Below are 20,942 nucleotides of genomic sequence, written 5' to 3' on the forward strand. Positions count from 1 at the left end.
AAATTATCGGAGAATTAAAAGGCATTGAGGAATCTATTTACATTCAGGAAAGAGTGGACTGAAAAAAAACCATCTGGTGAACATGTTGACAGAGGCCCGCTTCGGGATGAACTCTTCAGTGGGGATCAACTGGAGCAGCATGCAAGAGATATTGCAGGATGCTTTCGGATTGATACCAGAAAAGGAGAGGATCGCCTTCTTCCACGTCTTGCTGATAACGAGCAGGTTCTGTTAAAGACGCACAAACTGCTCAATACAGTTCTGGAAGAGAATTCACCTGTTTCTCCTGCAGGTGAATGGCTCCTTGATAACTTCTACCTTGTTGAGGAACAGATCAGAACCGCTCGTCTGCATCTTCCTGAAGAATATAGTATAGAACTTCCTCATCTTGCAAACGGACCACTGGAAGGATATCCCAGGGTCTATCATATTGCACGAGAACTCATAGCCCATAGTGACGGGCGGATAGATACTGAAAACCTGTTTGCTTTTATTAACGCGTATCAGAAGATTACTCCTCTCAAACTCGGTGAGTTATGGGCAATTCCTATCATGTTCAGACTCGCATTGATCGAGAATCTGCGCAGAGTTGCTGATATAATCTCTGAAAACAGGTCTGATCGGGATTCAGCCAACTACTGGGTGGATCGTATGACCAGAATGGCACGAAAGGATCCAAAAAGCCTCATTCTTGTCATTGCAGATATGGCCCGGTCGGATCCACCCCTGACAAGTGCTTTTGTTGCCGAAATGTCACGTCACCTGCAGGGAAGTTCAGGTCCTCTCTTATTTGCTCTTTCCTGGATAGAACAGCGGTTATCTGAAAAAAACCAGACTTTGGAGCAGATGATTACTGCAGAGATCCAGGCTCAGGCAGCTGATCAGGTCTCTTTTGGTAACAGTATAAGCAGCCTTCGCCTTCTTGATACCAGTGACTGGCGTTCTTTTGTAGAACGGCTGAGTATTGTTGAACGTACTCTACGCAGTGATCCTGCAGATGAATATCCAGAAATGGACTTTGAGACCCGGGACCGGTATCGCCATGTTATTGAGGAGATTGCGAGAAATGACAGGGTATCAGAGGATCTGGTAGCACAAATTGCGGTAGAACTTGCATATCAGGCCAGAACGATACAGGGCAAAAAAGAACGGGAGTCCCATCTGGGATATTATCTGATAGATGATGGGAGGGAAAGACTGGAAGAATCACTCCTGTATCTGCCTTCTGGTATAGACCAGATCAAAAGAGCTGTTTTTGTCCACGCTTTTCCCCTCTATATCAGTGGGATTGTAACCATCACCCTTCTGGTTCTTTATTTCGCGTTTACCCAATTCAACTCAGTTACCTGGTTTATCACGCTTCTCATTCTGATACTGCTTTTATTTCCGATCAGTCAGAGCGTCATGAGAGTGATGAACTGGTTCTGTACCCTGGTCTTTGTGCCGGTCTCTCTTCCTAAAATGGACTATTCAGAGGCAATCCCGAACGATAGAAGAACAGTTGTTGTTATTCCAACAGTCCTTTCAGGATTTTCAGATATCTCCAAGCTTCTTGATTCACTTGAGATCAGATTTCTCGCGAATAAGGAGAAAAATATCTACTTTGCTCTGCTCACTGATCTCAGAAATGCTCCTGCAGCACAGATGCCTGAAGATGAAGAGCTTGTGTCCCTGCTTGGTTGTGGAATAAAAAATCTGAATGAGAAATACCACAAAGAAAACCCGGACACGTTTTTTCTCATGCACCGGAGCCGTACCTGGAATCCGAGTGAAAGGATATTCATGGGGTACGAACGGAAACGAGGAATACTCGAAGCCTTCAGTATCCTTCTGTCTGATCCCGGCAAAAGACCGTTCTCAAATGTTGTTGGCAATCTGGAAGCACTTACTCATATCACCTATGTGATAACGTTAGATACCGATACAGATCTTCCAAGAAATAGTGCACGAACGCTTATTGGCACAATTGCACATCCCCTGAACAGAGCACAGATTGATCAAAATACCCGGGTGATCAAAAAAGGGTATGGAATTCTTCAGCCACGTGTTGCAATCTCACTCACGAAATCAGGGATTTCCCGGTTTGTATCGCTCTTCGGAGGAGAACTTGGGATAGATCCCTATACCCGTGTCGTTTCGGATGTGTACCAGGATGCATTCCATGAAGGATCATTTATTGGAAAAGGGATCTATGATCTTGAAACATTCTCTCTGACAGTGAAGGGTCGGTTTCCTGAAAACCTCATCTTAAGCCATGATCTTCTGGAAGGCTGCTATGCCCGGACTGGTCTTGTCAGTGATGTTGAAATCTTTGAAGAATACCCCTTAAGGTATCTGGTAGATATCATCCGTCGACACCGGTGGATCAGAGGTGACTGGCAGATTCTCCCCTGGATCTTTTCATCTGTTCCTGATAGTTCATCTAAAAAACAGAAGAACCCCCTTTCTCTTCTCTCGCGATGGAAGATCTTTGATAATCTGATACGGAGTCTTACAACTCCGGTTACCTTTCTCCTGTTTCTTCTATCATGGATAATTCTTTTAGATCCACTCTTCTGGACTGGTTTTATCATCTCGCTTCTCTTGATTCCCCCAATCATCATTATATTGTATAAAATCGTTAGAAAGCCGGGAGAGCATACCTGGAGGATGCACCTCTATGATATGGGTCACGATATCCGGAGTATGATAGCAGTCCCGCTGCTCATCCTCGTTTTTCTCCCCTTTGAAGCATACATCTCTCTTGACGCTATTATCCGCTCATGCTGGAGGATGAAGTTCTCACATCGTAACCTGCTTGAATGGACCACTCACCAGGAAGCAGGACGAATGGGTGTCTCTGATGTTTCAGGTTCGTACCGTATCATGTGGCCTGCACCGGTTATCGGTGCCGGATTGCTCATACTTACCGTGATACTTCCCGCATCTGTCTCAGTGTTATGTATTCCCTTTGCCTGTGCATGGATGCTCTCCCCTGCTATCGCCTGGTGGATAAGTCAACCGTTCATGTCTCAAACTCCCACTCTTTCTCCAGAACAGAACAGGTATCTGAGAAGGGTTGCACGCAAAACATGGCGGTTTTTTGAGACCTTTGTCACCGCTGAAGACCATCATCTCCCCCCTGATAATTATCAGGAACAACCGGTTGAGGCTGTAGCTCACCGGACCTCTCCAACAGATATCGGCCTCTCCCTTCTCGCAAATCTTACTGCCTACGACTTTGGCTACATATCCGCTGATGAGTATGTGAATCGTACTCATGGCACCCTGACAACAATGGGGAGACTGAAGAGATTCAGGGGTCATTTCTACAACTGGTATGACACGATAACGTTAGAGCCCCTGCTTCCCAGGTACATCTCCACGGTTGATAGCGGCAACCTTGTTGGAGATCTGCTGGTGTTACGGCAGGGACTCTTTGAACTCTCTCATGAACCGGTCATTTCAATGAAATTTGGTGACGGACTATCTGATGTACTTCATCTCCTCACCGAAGCTCTGAAAGAAGCTGAAGAGAGTATGGGAGTAGTTCCGGTCCCTGTTCTATCAAAAATTGCGGATCTGAAGGAGTCTGTATCCGCTATTCAGGAAACGGTTCCCTGGATCATCAGTTCCCTCTCTGATTTGAATGAGATAGGATCAGATCTTCTGGCTGAACTCAGTTCACATCCTGATGAAGAAGTCAGGTGGTGGGCTGATGCAACCTGGCGCCAGATAAAGAGTCATGAAACTGCTGTACTATCTCATATCTCATGGGCGTTCACCGGAGAACATCCTGATACGCTCTGGGATGAGATTCCTGTAGAGGTTTTGCCCGCTCTCTCCCTCTTCCTAAAAAAATATGAGTCACTAAATGACCACATTCCAACATTCAGGGAAATCGCTGAGATCAGAGAGGTTTTCCTGAGTGATCTTGCTCCATTATTGGAGTGGCTTGCAGCATCTAAAGATCATGCCAGTACGCCAGGTGCCGGGTACCAATGGCTTTCCCGCACTCTGGAAGAGATGCAAATCTCAAGTAAACGAGCCGATGATCTCCTTTTGATGGTATCGTGTCTTGCAGATGATTGTGAAACATACTCACATATTGAGTATGGATTTTTGTACGATAACACCAGTAAACTTCTTGCCATCGGGTATAATGCGACAGATCTCAGACGCGACGCCAGTTTTTATGATCTCCTGGCATCTGAAGCACGACTTGCCAGTTTTATCGGAATAGCCAGAGGAGACCTTCCCCAGGAGCACTGGTTTGCGTTGGGTCGTCTCCTGACAACCACCGGAAATGGGAGATCTACGCTCATCTCCTGGAGTGGTTCGATGTTTGAATACCTGATGCCACTGCTTCTGATGCCGAATTATGAGAATACTCTCCTGGATCTGACCTATCGCACGGTGGTTACCAGGCAGATAGAATATGGCAGGCAGAGAAATGTTCCCTGGGGGATATCAGAATCAGGTTATAATATCATTGATACAAGCCAGAACTACCAGTACCGTGCATTCGGAGTCCCGGGGCTTGGGTTCAAGCGTGGTCTTTCTGAAGATCTGGTTATCGCTCCCTATGCGAGTGTAATGGGTCTGATGGTTCATCCGTCTTTAACTTACATGAATCTGAAGGAGATGGATTCACTTGGATATTCAGGGGCATATGGTTTTTATGAGGCCGTTGATTTTACCCCTTCCCGGATTCCTCCAGGCCAGAATCATGCTATTGTGCGATCGTTCATGGTACATCACCAGGGAATGGCTCTGCTCTCACTTGCCTATGTCCTTCTCAATCGCCCGATGCAGAGGCGATTTGAGTCTGACCCATCCCTTCAGGCAACACTGATGCTCCTTCAGGAAAAGATGCCACGGGTTACTCCCTTCTATCCCCACACCGGTGATGTGCAGGGAGTTCATAAAAAGAATGGTGACGCCGAATCATTGGTGCGTACCTTCCATACCGCACATACACCACGGCCTGAAGTGCACCTTCTTTCAAATGGACATTACCATGTGATGGTAAATAATAGCGGATCAGGATATAGCAGGTGGAATGATCTTGCAGTAACCAGATGGCGGGAAGATCCAACCGCAGACACCTCGGGAACTTTCTGTTATATCAGGGATCTTGAGAGTGGTGATTTCTGGTCAAATGGCTATCAGCCCACAAAAAAGAATCCTGAAACCTTTCAAACAACGTTTAAACAGGCTCGTGCTGAATTCAGGAGACGTGACCAGGAATTTGATACCCGTACAGAAATCATCGTTTCTCCTGAAGATGATGTAGAACTTAGAAGAATACGGGTAACAAACCGGTCCTGGAAACGAAAGACCCTGGAGTTTACCAGTTATGCTGAGGTAGTCCTGGCTCCCCAGACCTCTGACGAATCACATCCGGCCTTCAGTAATCTTTTTGTTCAGACCGAACTTCTTGCGGAGAAGAATGCAATCATAGCCACGAGAAGGCCACGTTCAGAGGATGAAAAGCCGCCATGGATGCTCCATCTCATGACTGTTCATGGCACGGTGATGAGAAAGATCTCATTTGAGACAGTAAGGACCAATTTCATCGGAAGAACAAATTCTCTCTCAAATCCTGCCGCTATGACTGACTCATCAGCCCTTTCAAACTCAGCAGGTTCTGTGCTTGACCCGGTGGTTGCGATCAGATGTACCATCATACTGGATCCACAGGAGACTGCGGGGGTGAATATCTTCACCGGAGTCAGTGAGAGCAGGGACAAATCGGTTGCCCTTGTTGACAAGTATTATGACAGTTATATCGCTGATCGGGTCTCCGAGCTTGCCTGGACACATGCACAGGTTGTACTCAAACAACTCAATGCTACAGAACGTGATGCCCGGCTGTTTGGGAGTCTTGCGTCATCGGTTATCTATGCACATCCCTCGCGTAGGGCGAGCCAGAAGATTCTGGAAAAGAACTCCCGTGGCCAGTCTGGTCTGTGGGGATATGGAATCTCCGGAGATATTCCCATAGTTCTGGTGAGAATTCAACACATGAGTGGGATTGGTCTGATCAAAGAGATGGTTCAGGCCCATGAATACTGGCGAATAAAAGGCCTGATGGTTGATCTGGTGATCTGGAACGAGGAACAGTCAGGATACAGGCAGGAACTGCATGATGAGATCATGCGTCAGATTCCCCAGGGTTCTGATCATCCTCTGGTAAATCAGAAAGGAGGCATCTTTATCAGACATATGGAGCAGATGTCAGATGAGGATCGTATCCTGATTCAGACCGTGGCACGGGCGATAGTATCTGACCGGAGAGGAAATCTCGCAATGCAACTCGAACGGCCGGGCTGGAATGAGACTCCTATGCCCAAATTAATCCCTGCCAGGAGTTCGATTTATGAAAATGATCCGGGAATCAACATTTCTTCTGAAGACCTCCTCTATTTTAACGGTACTGGAGGGTTTTCGCCTGATGGAAAAGAGTACATCATCTTCACCGGAAAAGGAAGGGTAACTCCGGCTCCCTGGGTAAACATACTGGCAAATGAGAATTTTGGGACCGTGATATCAGAGAGTGGGAGTGCCTTTACCTGGAGTGAGAATGCCCATGAGTTCAGACTTACTCCCTGGACAAACGATCCGGTCTCTGATCTCTCTGGCGAGGCCCTGTACATCAGGGATGAAGAGACTGGCATATTCTGGTCTCCCACTCCCTTACCGGTCAGAGGATCTAACAATTACAAAACCCGGCATGGATTTGGCTATTCAGTCTTTGAATACTTAGGAAACGGAATTCAGACCACACTGACGGTCTTTGTGTCACCTGATAGTCCTGTTAAAATCCTCTCTCTTCGGGTAAAGAATCAGTCAGGACAATCCCGTGTCCTCTCAGTAACCTGCTATGTCGAATGGGTTTTAGGAGAACTCAGATCTCGATCTCTGCCATATGTGATATCAGAGATTGATCCGGTTACTGGAGCGATCTTTGCTAAGAATCCATATAATTCTGAATTTCCCGGACGTGTTGCCTTTCTTGACTCAAATATTCCGAGCAGAACTATTACCGGCGATCGGTATGAGTTCATCGGGCGAAACCGCTCTATGGAAAAACCTGCAGCAATGGAGCAGGAACACCTCTCCAACAAAGTTGGAGCAGGTCTTGATCCGTGTGCAGCTCTCCAGGTCTTATGTGAACTGGTTGATGGTGAGGAACGTGAGATCATCTTTACCCTTGGTGTCGGTTGTGATGGAGAAGAAGCACGAAATCTTGTTCTCCGCAGTCGCGGAGTTGGAGCAGCACGTGCATCACTAAAAGCGGTACATGAGTACTGGGCATCGACACTCGGAGTGGTGAATATTGCAACACCTGATCCATCCGTGGACCTGCTTTTCAACGGCTGGCTCCTCTATCAGACGATTGTCTCACGTCTCTGGGCACGTTCCGGGTTTTATCAGTCAGGAGGAGCGTTTGGATTTCGGGATCAACTGCAGGACGTGATGGCCCTCATCAACACAAAACCAGACCTTGCAAGAAAACAGATTCTCCTCTGTGCCGGGCATCAGTTTACTGAAGGTGATGTGCAGCATTGGTGGCATCCCCCTGTTGGTCGCGGAGTGAGGACTCATTGTTCTGATGATTATCTATGGCTCCCGTATGTAACCTGCAGGTATGTAACCGGTACCCGTGATTTTGGGATTCTTGATGAGGTGGCTCCTTTTCTTGAAGGGAGAAAGGTGCTCCCTGACGAGGACTCATATTATGATCTCCCTGAAATCTCCGGATCAGCAGATACGCTTTATGAGCATTGTGTCCGTGCCATCAGGTCAGGCCTGATGGTTGGTGTTCATGGCCTACCATTGATGGGAACCGGGGACTGGAACGATGGCATGAATCTTGTCGGGGCAGGAGGGCAGGGAGAGAGTGTATGGCTCGGATTTTTCCTTTACGATCTGCTTACGCGGTTTGGCAGAATATCCACGCTTCACAACGATCCTGCATTTGCAGAGTATTGCCTGGTACATGCTAATCTTTTGAGGGAGAACCTTGAAAAAAACGGGTGGGACGGGGAATGGTACCGCCGTGCCTATTTCGATTCAGGGCAGCCACTCGGATCTTCCCTCAACCAGGAATGCAGAATAGATTCTATTGCCCAGAGTTGGGCTGTTCTATCCGGTGCTGGATCAAAGGAGAGAACCGTGGCTGCCATGAAAGCAGTAGGCACCCATCTCATCAATAACGATGATGGGCTCGTTTCTCTCTTCACTCCTCCGTTTGATTCATCGCTCATGAATCCCGGGTACATTAAAGGATATGTGCCGGGCGTTAGAGAAAACGGCGGGCATTATTCACATGCAGCCATCTGGGTAGCAATGGCCTTTGCTACACTCAAAGATCACGAACAGGCCTGGAAACTGGTATCGTTTATCAGCCCGGTACATCATTGCAAAACTCATGATGATGTTCAAAAATACCGGGTTGAACCGTATGTTATTACATCAGATATCTATACTGCCCCTCCCTACTCGGGCCGTGGAGGCTGGACATGGTATTCGGGATCTGCTGGCTGGATGTACACACTGATTCTTGAATCTCTGCTCGGAGTTGAGGTACAAGGCGATCAAATGAGATTCAATCCATGTATTCCTGAAATCTGGAGATCATACCGGATTTATTTGAGATACCAGTCTTCCAGGTATCATATCTCTGTCATAAAGCCCGGTCCGGGATCAGCAGTACTATCGGTGAGTGTTGAAGGGAAAAATCAGTCTGATAAAACGGTGCATCTCGTTGATGATGGAGGGGATCGTCAGGTTGTGATAGAACTAGGGGAGACATCCCTGTTGTGAATGAGATACGCGGGTAATGTTTGAGTTTTATGAATCAGGTATAAGGATCCCTCTTAAGTTGATCTGGATCCAAATCGATATTTTATTGACAGCGTCATACAAATAGCGAAGGATCTAGTTATATCAAATTATTCTGACGAAAACTGGTTGTAGGTATCAATACCCCTGCATTGATTCTGAATATTCTTTTTGATTGAGATGGTAGATGCAAGGTTGCTTTTTGGATTGTTCTTCTGTTAAGTTGTATCTTTGAGTTTTGATCTCCCAAAAATCGGGCATCTTCTCATCGCCGAGTATGTTTGCATACCCCGGCTCTCCTACCATACTAAAGTTACAATGGACGATTCCATCTTCTTCTACAAGACAATGAACACATCTCCGTGTAACATCTGCACTATAGCATGGTCTGTTTGACCTTTCTTCTATTGGAGGTATCATACTTCCAATCAGTCTTACATCTCCTTAATTGTTCCTGCAGTATTGTACAATGTCTCATCAGTCACCTTTGTGATATAAAAAAGAAAAAATTCGTGTGACTCATACCGGAGGGTGCCGGTCATCAATTTTGTGCACTCTTTCCCCTGGCAGGAAAAAGATGGCAGAATGTATGAACTATTTTTGATTCATTTCTGATTCTAAAAACTGATTTTCAATGCTCAAACTATAAACCTTCATTGCTATTCAGTAGATGAGGTAAAATGAAAACGCTTGATCGTATCAGTTCGTACAAACCTGAAGAGATTGGTTGGGTTGATTTTATTATGGTATTATTAATCTTCTTCTCTATGACGTCTTTTATCTTTATTGGAATCATAAACCTGTTTTCTGTTTACTTGTCTATCTATGTATTTTTTAGTGGACTTGATGGACCTATAACTGATACGCGAATATTAGGCATTATTAGTACAACCCTTTTGACTATCATAATCGTAGAACTTTATATCACGGTAAAAGAACTCAAAAGTGGAAATATCGATATTAAACTGATTCTAGTTATTGGTTTGACTGCAATAATTCGGCATTTTATTCTATTGATATCGCAGGATTTTAGTGAAAAAGATGTATTTGCGATGATCGGACTCGCAATTGTAATGATGTTCTTTATCCTTGGATTATGGATTGTCAAGAGCAGGAATATCGACAGTATTGCTAATATCTGGTCCACTCATCCTAAAAAGGGATAATCTATCGGATTCGTATTTAAATATATTAAAACATTGAGAAAATCGAGAACGGTATGTTTTAGGGGTTAACTTCTTACTCATACCTGATAATCAATATAAAAATTTTACTTTGGGAATATATATTATCGATGTTATTATTTTATTCCTTAATAATGGGCAAATCAAGAATAATACCTTCATTCTCTAGCAGTTTATCTGGAAGATTCAAATTCATGGTGCCTGATTTTGGTAATATTAAGTAATTTGTTACAGAGTAATCAGTAATTTCCATGGATGATTGAATTGTACTCTTTGTCTAAATCCCATTAGAAAAATAGATATTCAAGAAAAGGAGTTTAATTGCAATGGATGAAGGTTCATTAGATAAATTAACTGGTGTTCTTGAAAAAGTTAACACCGAATTTGAACGTGAAAAACTCAACTATGATCTGGCTTTTACAAAAAGATTAGCCGACGAGACAAAAGAAGATGAAGCGAGAACAGGGTGTCAGAAACTATTTGTGTCAATAATTTATCCTACAATGAAAGAATTTGGCTTAAAAATAAAAGAATATGGCCATAATTACAGAATAGAAGAGAGTGACAATTATGATAAGAATTCCCGGAAAAATCTGTTAAAATTAAAATTTACTTTAATCCCTACAAATCCATCACAAGAGGTACATGGAATGTACACAAACCCAGAGGTATCCTTTACATGTTTACCCAATGATAACTCAATGCGTATAACATGCAACTTAACTGAGATGATAAAGAAATTAAAATCTCATGGGGATGTGATACATTTGTCAAATCTGGGAACATTAAAAGTGAATGAAATATTGACCAATTTTTAGTAATTGTCTTTCATTAACTGTAGGAAAATCCTGGATTATTATCCTTTAATTTCCAATCAATTAGCAAGTAGCTGGGTGTTGCCATACTGATATCCCCACGCATATTCTATTGTAAATTAGGTTATAAATCCTAAAATTTATAAAATGGTAATTTACATCGGTTGTTCGGAGCTCAATCTTTTTGATACAATTGGATATGTTAAGGTTTTGAATATGAGGCCTCATATCCCGAATTTGCCCCTAATTCTTACAAAAAATGTTCCTGCAACAGCCCCAAGGGGTTTGATAAGTAAGAACATAAAACATTGAGAAAACGTTTCTTTTATGTCTCATGATTTCTGAATTTACCTGAAGGAATTGTGATCTCAAATCTCGCCCCTGTTCCTTGCACTCCGCATTCTGTTATGGAAAGCCCGGTAATTGATAAAATCTCCCTGCCTAGAAAAAGACCTATTCCTGTATGAGTCCCATATCCATGGTTAAATATGAAGGCTTTCTGATCTTCAGGGATTCCTCCCCCGTCATCCTCACAGATGATGAGGTATCTCCCTTCCTGTTCCATGGCAGAAAATTGTATCCTCGTAAGATTCTTCCCATGGCGGACTGCATTCTCCATGAGGGTGGAGAATACTTTGCGTAGAATTGGTTCGGCATATATCTCAATATTCTTTGGAATCTGGTTCTCAATGGAGACACCTTCAGGGTTGATCTCTGATACTGCCGAATCTATTAATGGAGAAACTGACTGCCATCCACTAGAGATAGTGCCAAAACTTTCATACTCTTTGGTAAAACCAATGCTAGCCTCCATTTTTTGACATGCATCGATAGAGATCTGTACCCATTTTTTAAAGCTTTCAGGTATGGATTCCGCATCTATCAGATCAAAAGTTGAGAGTATTACAGAGATCTGATTGATGATATCATGCCTGGTAAGGCTGGAAAGAAGCTTAAGTTTATTATTAGCCTCATGAAAGGCTTCCTTTGTTCTTTTTAACTCAGAAACATCTTCCATTGCAAGAAGGATAAGATTCTGACCACCTTTTTTGTTCCAAATGCATCTGGCGTTTAGAATGAGGGTTTTCTCTCCAATACCCGGAATATTTACATTTACCGTAACATCTTCAAATGAGGTTTTTTCAGGGACAATTGTGTGCAGAAGGGCAATGAGGTGAGGAATACTCCACTGACTGTTCCCTATCTCGATGAGATTTTTCCCCTCTGTTTCCACTGGTGATGTCAGAAACATCTGGTAGTATGATTGACTTACTGATATCACGGTTAAATCATTATCTAGTACCAGAAGAGGTTCACGTATGGTATCTATAATATTTTCAGCATATTCCCGGGACCTGACTGCCTCTTCTTCTGCTCTCTTTCTGTTATTTATATCGATAAAGGAGAGAACGACTCCGTCGATAACATTTTTGAGTGTCCGGTATGGGAGTATCCTGACCAGGAACCATCGGTTATCTGTTGTCTGTATCTCTTTTTCCTTTGGTACGAGCGAATCAAGAACCACCGCTGCTTCTTCAAGCAGATTATCGTTTAGAATGAGAGATTTGATGTCTGAAAGCGGTCTTCCAACATCAGAACTGACGAGTCTGTAGAGAATGGCGGTTTCCGGGGTAAACCACCGTATTGCCAGGTTGACATCCAGAAAGATTGTGCCGATACCAGTACTGCTCAGGAGATTCTTCATGTCGCTCTGAATTCCATCGAGTTGTATGATCTTCTCCTGCAACTCGGCATTCACGGACATTATCTCTTCATTAACCGACTGTATCTCTTCTTTTGATGTTTCTAACTCTTCATTGGTGGACTGAAGTTCTTCATTCGTTGATTGCAGTTCCTCGTTGGTTGATTTGAGTTCTTCGTTCGCGGCCTGCATCTCCTCTATTGTAGCCTGTAGATTCTCTTTTGTATACAGCAACTCCTGTTCAAGTTCAGTTACCCGTTCAGGGTTTATCTGATTGGCATCTGATTTTTGTTTCTGAATGAGGTCTTCCTGTGACACCTCTGCCAGATGGAAACTGATGATTAGATTACCATGCAAGGCACCTGAACGGGTGATCGGTCTGACTTCAAGATTGACTGCTTCATACCCATCATTGGTCCGGACCTGCAGATTTTTATACGTGACGATTGTCTGCTGCGCTTTTGCGGTAAATATTGCAGTTCTGAGATCCAGTTGCAATCCTTCACGTGCCATCTCAATAACAGAGAGTGTCGCCTGACCCTGGGCAGGGCGAAGAAATTTACCGGTATCTCCGTGGACGTACAGAATTGTGCCAATATCATCGGTAACTACGGATGGAGGGGCATATGCAAGGAGTAATTCTCTCTTTGTCTGTTCAATCATCGACGCATCAGGACGTCCGGAATGGATCTCATAATGTGGTATGGGAGGATGTTCGTCTCTTGAGGCGAAAGGAGTTTCCATTAATATCTGGCCTGCGTTTTTTATTCCTGAAGCCTCATAGATTCTCCATTTTCGATTAATTTGTTTGAAAAGGTCTGGAAATCCTCCGATACTTTCAGATGATGAAAGAAAAAGAATTCCCCCGGGTTTTAGTGCATAATGAAATGCGGGGATGAGCCTGGACTGGAGTTCTGATTCAAGGTAAATGAGAAGATTACGGCAACTGAGAAGATCAAGTTTTGTGAATGGTGGGTCTTTGATAAGATCCTGAGTGGCATAAATCACCATCTCCCTGATCTCCTTGTTTACCTGAAATCCGGTTTCCTGTCTGATAAAATACTTCTTCAGGCGTTCAGGTGAAATATCTGCGGTAATATTTGGGGGATAGAACCCTTTTCGTGCGACGGCTATTACATCTTCAGCAATATCTGTGCTATAGATCTGAACTTTACAATCTTTCTCCAGATCCTCGAGTACTTCCCTGATGATGATAGCAAGTGAGTAGGCTTCTTCACCGGTTGCACAACCGGGAACCCAGACCCTTAATGACTCATATTCATTCTTATTTCTGATTAGATCAGGAAGAACTTTCGTCTTTAAAAATTCGAACGCTTCCGGGTCCCGAAAGAAACTGGTGACATTGATGAGTATTTCACGAAAGAGTATCTTTACCTCATCCGGATGTTCTTCCACGTACCTGGCATAACCCAAAATATCCTCAATGGCAAGAACAGAGATGCGTCTTGCGATCCTGCGGGTTATTGTACTCTTTTTGTATTGAGAAAAATCGTGTCCGGTCCGTGTTCTGATGATTCTCAAAATCCTGCTAATGGCGCCCTTGTTGTTAGATTCGGTTGCTTCATCAATAGCTGGATGAGATGCTGGTATTGCACCAAATAGATTTAAAATACCAGAGATAAGCTGGGCAGGCATCCGTGCCACCGGAAGGATGTAGGTTGCATACCCACTATCTATGGCACTGGAGGGCATGCCATTATATCTGGCCTCATTTGGGTCCTGAACAAAGGTTAGCCCGCCCCCTCCCTGAATTGCCCGAAGGCCAAGGGTCCCATCTGTTCCGGTACCGGAGAGAACGATACCAATTGCTTTATCCCCCAGTTCTTCAGCCAGGGATCTGAAAAACAGATCAATTTTCATACGCTGACCCTGAACTGTGTCAGGCATACTGAGGTGAATCATGGCATGGTGAATGGTCATCATCCGGTTCGGCGGGATGATATACACATGATCCGGCTGAATCAGCATCTGGTCTTCGGCTTCAATAACCGGCATTTTTGTGACCCGTCCGAGAATATCAGCAAGCATACTCTCGTGATCAGGATCAAGATGGGGAATGAGGACAAAAGCGGCGCCGCTGTCAATTGGAACGAGACGAAGAAATTGCTCGAAAGCTTCCAGACCTCCGGCTGATGCACCGATTCCAACGATTGGAAATGTCTGAATCTCGGGGATTGATGCTGCTACAACACCTGTATCAACAGACCGATCTGGGTTGGTTTTTTTTGGCATCGTTTTTCTGGGAATCAGATCTCATGTGATTGGTATGGGATGCGAACCGAAGCCTCCATAAAATTATTGTGGCTATTTGACGGTATGCCATATATCTGTTGTGTAGGCTCTGATGCTGAAGAATGTATCAATAAGGATAATGAGATGATCAAATTGACTATTCAATATAATTAATATTTTTCTAACCAGAATGGAGATATTCAGATTGTACCTGTTCAGCAGGTCTAATCCATCACCGGTACTCATCATGATAATCGTTTCAAAATTTGTAACCTGGAAGTAGGTTTTTAAGGAGTAGGAGAAAGAAAAGAAATAGGTTCTATCTGGATATTTGCGTTGTACCATTTGAATAGCGATACAAATCCTCAACAGGGAGTGGGCTGATTTTTTAATTGCTTCAATAAAAATCCCTGTTGAGATAATACTTTATGATTGATCCGTGTTGAGTACTGCATGAGGCGCCAGAACCAGATCAGGACTCAATAATTCGAGATATCCATATCAGTCAACTCGTGCGGAACCATTCAGTACCGTATCATTCAAGCACTGAATCTCCTCTCATGACTCAAGAAGAAAGCATACCAGGAAAGATACGATGAAAACAGGAGATCCCAATGAGGGGCATGATAGAGGTTCACTTCAGGATAATGCTATCGAAAAGATCAACAATTTTCCAAAGATTCTAAAATCGGCACCTGGAAAGACATCAGAAGAACTGCTTTATGATCTGCAGGTGCATCAGGTTGAATTAGAGATACAGGCTGAGGACCTCAGGCAGGCACATCTAACTATAGAGGAGTCCCGTGATAAGTACCTTGATCTCTATGATTTCGCTCCGGTTGGATATATTACGCTCACACATACGGCAATAGTATATGAGGCTAACCTTACTGCTGCAACACTTCTCCGTGTTGACCGGAGAAAACTGATTCATTCTCGGTTTAGATCCTGGATAGATCCACAAGAGAGAGAGATCTGGGATCATTATCTGGTGAATCTGCTGCGAACAGATACGAAACTCACCATTACCTGCATGCTCAGGCGAAGTGATGGAACTGTCTTCCCTGCCAGAATGGAGAGCATAAATCTCACTCACACTCCTCATAATCAATCGATCCGGGTAGTGATCAGTGATATTTCTGATCTGAAAAAGACAGAAGACGAGTTAAAGGAAAGTCAGGATCGCTTCAGGCTTGCGATACAAAATGCCCATGTATCGGTTGCTATCCAGGATACGGACCTTGTTTTTCAGTGGGGATATAATCAGCAGATCATGCAGAATGAAGAGATCAAAGGAAAGAAGGATACTGATCTTTTCACTCAGGAAGATGCACACCATCTGATAGACCTCAAACGCAGGGTTCTTGAGACAGGGGAGGAATTCCATGAAAAAATGTGGATGACCATTCAGGGGAAACGAAAATTTCTTGAACTCAATCTGCAACCCATCCATGATGATAAAGGATGCATCACCGGTATTGGGACCGCGACCCTTGATCTCACTGAGCAAAAACAGATTGAAGATGCGTTAAGGCACAGCGAAGAGAATCTCCAGCAGACTCAGGAGATACTGGAAGCAGTAACAAAAGGAACTGATGTACTCATCGCCGCACAGGACATGAATTTTCGCTATATCTTTTTCAATCAGGCGTATAAAGAGGAGATGAAACGACGGACCGGGAAAGATCTGTTGTTAGGATCCAGTATGATTGACTTATTTGAGGGGGATCCGCAGGGACATACGGTGCAGGAATGGAGGCGAGTGCTTCAGGGTGAAAATGTAAATATGGAGGTGGAATTTGGGGAAAAAGGCAAGAACCGCAGAATCTATCATGTTCTGTACACTCCAATCAGGGATACCCAGGGAATGATCATTGGTGCAGGAGAAGTTGCGTATGATGTCACTAACCAGGTATTGATGGATGAAGAGTTGAGGGAGACAAAGGATTATCTTGATAATCTCATTACTTACGCCAACGCTCCGATTATTGTCTGGGACCCGAAATACAGAATAACGCTATTCAACCATGCATTTGAACAGTTAACCGGGAGAACTGCTCATGATGTTATCGGAGAAAAACTGGAGATTCTGTTTCATGAACGATACCTTGCTTCTGTTATGGATCTCATCAAAAGAACAAAAGAAGGAGAACGATGGGAAAGTGTCGAGCTTCCCATTCTCCATGAAAATGGTGATATCAGAACAGTACTCTGGAATTCATCATGTATTTTTGGATCTGATGGAAAGACTATCGTTTCAACAATCGCCCAGGGACAGGATATTACTGACCGGAAAAAAATTGAATCTGAATTCAGACTCCGGGCTTTTGAATACGAGAAGTTGAATGAGACTTTAAATGAAGAGATCAGGCAACGGATACAAGCAGATACCACCCTGAAAAAAACTCTTTCTCTCCTGCATGCATCACTTGAATCAACCGCAGATGGCATCTTTGTAATCGATCAAGAGGGTAAAATCTCGAGTTATAATCAGAATTTTGCTTCCATGTGGAATATTCCCCGGAGAATCCTGGAGTCCGGAGAAGCTCATACAGTCCTGGATGTAATACTTCCACAAATTAAAACACCAGAAAAATTTGCAGACACCATTACCAATTTCCATTCACATCCAACCCGTGAAAGTTTTGATATGATTGAATTTATCGACGGGAAGATCTTTGAACGTTATTCAAAACCCCAAATTATCGGCGACGTCGTAGTTGGAAGGGTCTGGAGTTTTCGTGATATTACCGATCGAAAACGTGCAGAAAGAAGACTGGTAGCCTCATTACAGGAGAAAGAAGTTCTTCTTCGGGAGATCCATCACCGTGTCAAGAATAATCTTCAGCTGATATCAGGACTGCTGGATATGACCCGGATGCGGACAGAAGATAAATCAATCTACAGTATTCTGACTGATATGATGCTCAAGATTCAGACCATGGCTCAGATCCATACGAGGCTCTATGAAAGTAAGCAGTTTGGCAAGATCAATATCACGGATCAGATCAGGGACCAGTCAAAAGCATTATCTAATATATATTCCAAAGAAGGGCATGAGATCACCTGCGAAATTCAACCAAATGAAATTTTTCTTCCGGTGGATCTGGCACTTCCCTGTGCCCTGGTTGTAAATGAGATTCTCTCGAATGCGTATAAACATGCATTTCTCGGAAGAGAGAAGGGAACAATTGAGATAGCAGTGGAAGAGAAGGATGGATGTATCAGGATTTCGATACGTGACAATGGAATTGGGATACCAGATTCAGAAGATCTCAGTCGTTCAAACAGTCTTGGGGTGAAGCTAATCAGGACTCTGGTTCAGCATCAACTCAAAGGTTCTCTGATTATTACAAGTGTTCAGGGAACTCAGATTCTGGTAGAATTCCCATATCTCGTAAAGGAATAAGTACCCATGTCTAAAATTCTCATTGTTGATGATGAAGCGATCATCACCATGCAACTTGAAGAGCGCCTCAGTGCAATGGGATATGAGGTGGCAGGGATGGCTGCCTCTGGTGAAGAGAGCATCGAGAAAGCGAGACGATTGGGACCAGATCTTATTCTTATGGATATCGTGATGCCTGGAAAGATGAATGGCATTGATGCGGCAAAGATCATCACCACTGAATTACATATCCCTGTTGTTTTTATCACTGCATATGCAGATGATGCCATCATCGCAAAAGCGAAGAGTGTACGGCCCTACGGGTATATCGTCAAACCCTTCAACGAACTGGAGATAAAAGCTGCTATTGAAGTAGCATTATTTCGCAGATCAGCAGAGCAGGAAGAAGAGAGATCAGTCAGATCAATTCACCGGAAAATTCCTTCATCGCCTGATGCTGACCAGATTGATGGAGACGTGACCTATCTGGATCGACCTGAAATAAAAACTGTGTTACTTGAAGATATCTTCACTGATATCATGCTCTTTCTGTATACGGATCAGGCTGAGAAAGATCCCATCTTTAAATTTGCAATAGAGGAAGGGATAAAGAAAGGTGGACGTAATCTGTTTGCCTATTCTCATTCTACACTCCAGAAATACTTCCCTAAAGAGATCTCAAAACACGAACTCTACATCCACCGGATAAAAATCAACGAACTCTACACACTCCTGTCTATTCTGGAAAAATGTACCGACTCGCTTCTCTATGAAGGCACAAAAGATTCACTCCAGATTCTTATTGATTTTTCAGAGACAGAAGAGTTCGATGAGATTATTGCTATCAAAAATCTGCTCATTGATAAAAAGAAGAGTGGGACCCTCATATCAGGGATGATCGCCCTTAATATCGGAAAAATGGATCATACCCTGATAAAAGTCCTCGCAGAGGGGATCTCCAGAATCATTGTCTCTACCGGCAAGGAGACTACCCTTTCATTTGCCCATCACACCTATCCGGTCGATTCACTTTCGGTTGTTCCCCAGTCTACCATCGATGATGTTGTAAAAAAATTACTTGAGCCTGTAGTCCTTTCTCTTCTGGATAAACCTGTTTCAGGATATGATATTGTTCATGAGATTCATAGCCGGTATCAGGTTTTAATCCCTCAGGCCCGGGTATACACCCTCCTTCATGACCTGCTTGAGAATGGATATCTTGAGATACGGATTTCGGGAAAATCAAAATTATATTGTCCAACTGATAAGGGAAAAATTCACATCAATCAGAAACTTAACGACTTCAAAAAAGTATTTGAGCATATTCTGGGTGGAGGAAGGGGATTACCCACCAATGACACAGATTCCAGGATGTGACGAGCATCCATTCTTACCGGATTTATCGAAAATACTCACCCCATATACTATCAGAATTAATCCTGCTCTTTTTTGCCATGGCTAAATCAAAAAATGAAACAAGATTTGTATTATGTAGTCAGGTTTATCTCGTTTCATATAGTGGAAGTAAATGGGTACAAGGATACCTACAAGAGGAGAACCTACACCATTGAAGAAATACATGAACTCATCTGACCAGGTGAAAGCAAACATATCAATCCTACATATTGTCATACTCAAGATGCATTAGAAAGATCTCAACCAACAATATCTGCGGTTCTTCTTTCGAAGTACTCCGGATATCTACGACACGATATCCAGAGGTACGTACCATGTTCAGGTCAACATTGAGTACTGCATTGCAATTTCTCCGGGTAATGGGTTGCATACCATTTTCAATTGGGTAGTTCTCCTCCTGTTTGTTTTTTTATTGGCAGTAAACCTACCAGAACTGAACTGATGTGAGTTTTAAAAGCTCAGTATGGTCCGAGTATTTGATGCTGATACAAAAAACCAGGAAATTTGGAACATATGAAGCCAGACACCATAACCGAGCCTTTCACAACACTCATAGATGAGGAGATATTTCTTCGGATTCTTACGATTCTGCCAGATATAGATGAAGAAAAGATCAGGATTGATCTTGAGAATAATGAATCGCTGATTACCATAACAGCATCAGGTACCAGAGTTCAGTTTCAGAAAAAAATTGTCATCCCCTGCGATGTACGGCTTTTGAAAAAGCGATTTTCTGATGGGGTTCTAGAGATAATTCTAGAAAAAACACTTCCAAATCCATCACATAATCAGCCGTAACGAGCCCTCTTCTAACCTGAAAATCTATTACAGATTTTGTTTCAAAATTTGATTTCTGCCAACAATTCTATACAAATCATCATTCCATATTCCGCCGGGTGAGGGTAATTTCCAGCAGTACAGGTAAGCGGGAAAGGTACCAGATAGGCGATGATATCGGCCTTATCTGGGGAAAGTATCTCGATGTGAAAAGAAATTTCCACAAAAACCATGCATCCGGATATTTAAACTTTGGTGCGGCTGACGCAGTTGTCGGAAATACCAGTCTTGAGTCTCTGGATCATCTGTACAACGAATATATTCGGATGTACTGGAAATTTCCCCCTGGTAACTAATGATCCATGGATAGCACGAGCAGGAACACGTGAGACAGCGGTCGATTTATCAAAAATTCTGTTTGATACATCATCCACCTGAATACCGGTATGGTTTGGGTCAAATCTGATGAATGGATTTCAGGTCTGTCTAAAGGATATATTATCGTAAATTACACTTTCATGCTAGAATAAGGGAAAATCAGAGGGTATTTACCATTTCATTGGGCTGCCCGGAAAGTA

8 protein-coding genes are annotated in these 20,942 nt (G+C 43.4%); 7 read left to right on the plus strand and 1 reads right to left on the minus strand.

Features of this window, described 5'->3' with window-relative positions:
• Window positions 1-24 precede the first annotated feature (24 nt).
• From DK846_RS00610 to DK846_RS00625, 3 genes are all read left to right on the plus strand, one after another.
• Window positions 25-8,811 (plus strand): GH36-type glycosyl hydrolase domain-containing protein, encoded by an 8,787-nt coding sequence (locus DK846_RS00610; RefSeq protein ID WP_109966988.1) that lies wholly within the window; start codon window positions 25-27, stop codon window positions 8,809-8,811.
• Window positions 8,812-9,509: 698 nt separating this feature from the next.
• Window positions 9,510-9,995, plus strand: coding sequence for a phosphate-starvation-inducible PsiE family protein (locus tag DK846_RS00620; protein ID WP_109966990.1), 486 nt, complete (start codon window positions 9,510-9,512; stop codon window positions 9,993-9,995).
• Window positions 9,996-10,339: 344 nt separating this feature from the next.
• Window positions 10,340-10,831 (plus strand): hypothetical protein, encoded by a 492-nt coding sequence (locus tag DK846_RS00625; protein WP_109966991.1) that lies wholly within the window; start codon window positions 10,340-10,342, stop codon window positions 10,829-10,831.
• A 322-nt stretch (window positions 10,832-11,153) separates the two neighbouring features.
• On the opposite strand, the gene DK846_RS00630 is transcribed toward DK846_RS00625, so the two are convergent.
• Window positions 11,154-14,783, minus strand: a complete 3,630-nt coding sequence (locus DK846_RS00630; RefSeq protein WP_109966992.1) for a chemotaxis protein CheB — start codon at window positions 14,781-14,783, stop codon at window positions 11,154-11,156.
• A gap of 595 nt (window positions 14,784-15,378) precedes the next feature.
• Between DK846_RS00630 and DK846_RS00640 the strand changes: the two genes are divergently transcribed.
• From DK846_RS00640 to DK846_RS00655, 4 genes are all read left to right on the plus strand, one after another.
• A complete protein-coding gene (locus tag DK846_RS00640) occupies window positions 15,379-18,192 on the plus strand; it encodes a PAS domain-containing sensor histidine kinase (protein WP_109966994.1) in 2,814 nt (937 codons plus the stop codon).
• Between the two features lie 6 nt (window positions 18,193-18,198).
• Window positions 18,199-19,548, plus strand: coding sequence for a response regulator (locus DK846_RS00645; protein WP_109966995.1), 1,350 nt, complete (start codon window positions 18,199-18,201; stop codon window positions 19,546-19,548).
• Between the two features lie 552 nt (window positions 19,549-20,100).
• Window positions 20,101-20,385: an Hsp20/alpha crystallin family protein gene (locus tag DK846_RS00650; RefSeq protein WP_109966996.1), complete on the plus strand. Its 285-nt coding sequence runs from the start codon at window positions 20,101-20,103 to the stop codon at window positions 20,383-20,385.
• 98 nt (window positions 20,386-20,483) lie between these two features.
• Window positions 20,484-20,720: a hypothetical protein gene (locus DK846_RS00655; RefSeq protein ID WP_109966997.1), complete on the plus strand. Its 237-nt coding sequence runs from the start codon at window positions 20,484-20,486 to the stop codon at window positions 20,718-20,720.
• Window positions 20,721-20,942 lie beyond the last annotated feature (222 nt).

Source organism: Methanospirillum lacunae (assembly GCF_003173355.1).
GTDB lineage: Archaea > Halobacteriota > Methanomicrobia > Methanomicrobiales > Methanospirillaceae > Methanospirillum > Methanospirillum lacunae.